This is a genomic window from Achromobacter maghribensis (assembly GCF_057334215.1).
This window is the reverse complement of the sequence record NZ_JBHFII010000044.1, coordinates 1-2,670: the sequence shown is the minus strand read 5'-3', so window position 1 is coordinate 2,670 and position 2,670 is coordinate 1. Positions and strand designations below refer to the sequence as shown.

Below are 2,670 nucleotides of genomic sequence, written 5' to 3'. Positions count from 1 at the left end.
CGGGGGGGCGTCGCCCTGCGGCAGTATTGGGCCTGTTCCTCTCTTTTTCGGGGGGAGCAGGCCTTGCCTTTGATGCAATCGACTTTGAAGCATGCACACAGAATCCTTGCCCCGGCCGCTGCGTTTGCGCTGGACTGAACGCGGCGCCGGCTGGCTCGCAGGTGCCGGCCTGATCGCGCTGGCGGTGCTGGCGCCCGTGCTGACGCTGCTCTGGTGGGCGTTGGGCGGTGAACTTTCGCACTGGCAGCATCTGGCAAGCTACGTGCTGCCACAGGCCTTGGCCAACACGGCCCTGTTGCTGGCGGGCGTAGGCGTGATGGTGACGCTGTTGGGCACGGGCGCCGCCTGGCTCGTGACGGCTTACGACTTCCCCACGCGCCGCATCCTGACCTGGGCGCTGCTGCTGCCGCTGGCGGTGCCGACTTACATCATCGCGTTCTCTTACCTGGACTTGCTGCACCCTATCGGGCCTGTTCAGACGGCGATCCGCGCGCTACTGGGCTACGACAGCCCACGGCAGTTCCGCCTGCCCGACCTGCGCTCGATCTACGGCGCGATCTTCGTCCTGGGTTTCGTGCTGTATCCGTATGTCTACCTGAGCACGCGCGTCATGTTCATGACCCAGGCGGCCAGTTTGCTGGAAGCGGCGCGCACACTGGGCGCGGGCCGCATCGCCGTGTTCTTCCGCGTCGCCCTGCCCTTGGCCCGTCCGGCCATCGTCGTGGGCGTGAGCCTGGCGCTGCTGGAAACGTTGAACGATATCGGCGCGTCCGAATTCCTGGGCGTGCAGACGCTGACGGTGTCGGTCTATACCACCTGGGTCACGCGGTCGGACCTGGCCGGCGCGGCGCAGATCGCGCTGACGATGCTTGCCATCGTGATCGGGTTGATCATGCTGGAACGCCATGGCCGCAAGCGCCAGCGCTATGCCAATACCCAACGCATGCGCCCCATGCAACCGCGCCGGCTACGCGGGGCGTCCGCTGCCGTGGCTGCCGTGCTGGGCTGGATCCCCGTCGTGCTGGGTTTCATTGCGCCCGCCGCCTACCTGATCTTCGAAACGTACAAGCGCCTGCATCTGGTAGGTGGCGTATCGGACCAATTGATCAATGGCCTGGGCAACACGCTGATCGTTGCGTTCAGCGCCACCATCGTGACGCTGCTTTGCGGCCTGATCGTCGCCTGGGCTGGACGGACCCTGCGCGAAAGCGCCAGCTTCAACCCGGGCCGCGCCTGCGCACGCATCGCCAGCCTGGGCTATGCGGTGCCGGGCACTGTTCTGGCCATCGGCCTGCTGACGCCCTTCGTCTGGATCGACAGCGCGCTTGCCACGGTCTTCGGCGGCTCGGGATTGTTCCTGATGGGCTCCATGGGCGCGCTGGTGTGCGCCTATGTGATCCGGTTCCTGGCGATTTCCACCGGCGCGCTGGAAGCGGGCCTTGCGCGCATCCCCCCTTCGCTGGAACAGGCGTCGCGCCTGCTGGGCGAAAGCTCGGCGGGCACGTTGCGCCGCGTCCACCTGCCGCTGCTGCGCCCCGCGCTGGCCGCAAGCGCGTTGCTGGTCTTCGTGGACGCCATGAAAGAGCTGCCGGCCACCTTGCTGCTGCGCCCCATGAATTTCGACACGCTTGCCACCTGGCTCTACGCCGAAGCCGCCCGCGGCACGTACGAGGAAGGCGCCGTCGCGGCGCTGGCGATCGTGCTGGCCGGCCTTTTGCCCGTCATCCTGCTGGCGCGCACCAATCTGAAAATGGGACATTGATCATCGTGCCCGATCTGTTAGAAATCGACCGCCTTTCGCTCGCCTACGACACGCCCACTGGTTTGAAACCGGTGGTGCAAGACCTGACGCTTGGCTTGCCCGCCGGGCACATCGGGTGCCTGCTGGGCGAGTCGGGCTGCGGCAAGACCACGGTACTGCGCGCCATCGCCGGCTTCGAGCCCGTGCGCGCGGGCCGCATCCTGCTGGACGGCACCGTCATTTCGTCTCCGACCGAGCAAGTGGCGCCGGAATTACGCCGCGTGGGCATGATGTTCCAGGACTACGCCCTGTTTCCGCATCTGACCGTGGCGCTTAACGTGGCATTTGGCCTGCGCAAGCTTACGCGCGCGGACCGCGCCCGCCGCGTCGAAGAGATGCTGGAGCTGGTGGGCCTGGCGCATGCCGCCAACAGTTATCCGCACGAGATTTCGGGCGGCCAGCAGCAGCGCGTGGCGCTGGCCCGGGCGCTGGCGCCCTCACCCGACCTGCTGTTGCTGGATGAACCGTTTTCGAATCTGGATGTGGACACGCGGGAACGCCTGGCCTTCGAAGTGCGGGACATTCTCAAGACCACCGGCCACACGGCCATTCTGGTCACGCACAACCAGGCTGAAGCCTTCGCCATCGCGGACCGCATCGGCGTGATGACGAAGGGGGCAATCGCGCAGTGGGATACGCCCTACAACCTGCACCATCACCCCGGCAACGATTTCGTGCGGGACTTCATCCGCCGCGAAGCGTTGGAGGCACAGCGCGAACAGGCGTTCGCACGCGGGCGCTGACGCGGCCCGCGGTGCCCGCCGCGAGACGGGCGGCGAGGTGGCGGCCGCCGCGGTGTTGACCGCCGCGGTGTCGACGGCCCCGGCATGGGCCGCCCCGGCATGGGCCGCCCCGGCATGGGCCGCCCC

The 2,670-nt window shown here is 67.3% G+C and carries 2 protein-coding genes; both read left to right on the top strand.

Going from position 1 to position 2,670, the window contains the following annotated elements; all coding sequences use genetic code 11:
• Positions 1-91 precede the first annotated feature (91 nt).
• Positions 92-1,762 carry an ABC transporter permease gene (locus tag ACE039_RS18015; protein WP_485811794.1) on the top strand — a complete coding sequence of 557 codons (1,671 nt, stop codon included), beginning with the start codon at positions 92-94 and terminating at the stop codon, positions 1,760-1,762.
• Positions 1,763-1,767: 5 nt separating this feature from the next.
• Positions 1,768-2,544: an ABC transporter ATP-binding protein gene (locus tag ACE039_RS18010; RefSeq protein WP_485822963.1), complete on the top strand. Its 777-nt coding sequence runs from the start codon at positions 1,768-1,770 to the stop codon at positions 2,542-2,544.
• The last annotated feature ends 126 nt before the right edge of the window (positions 2,545-2,670 follow it).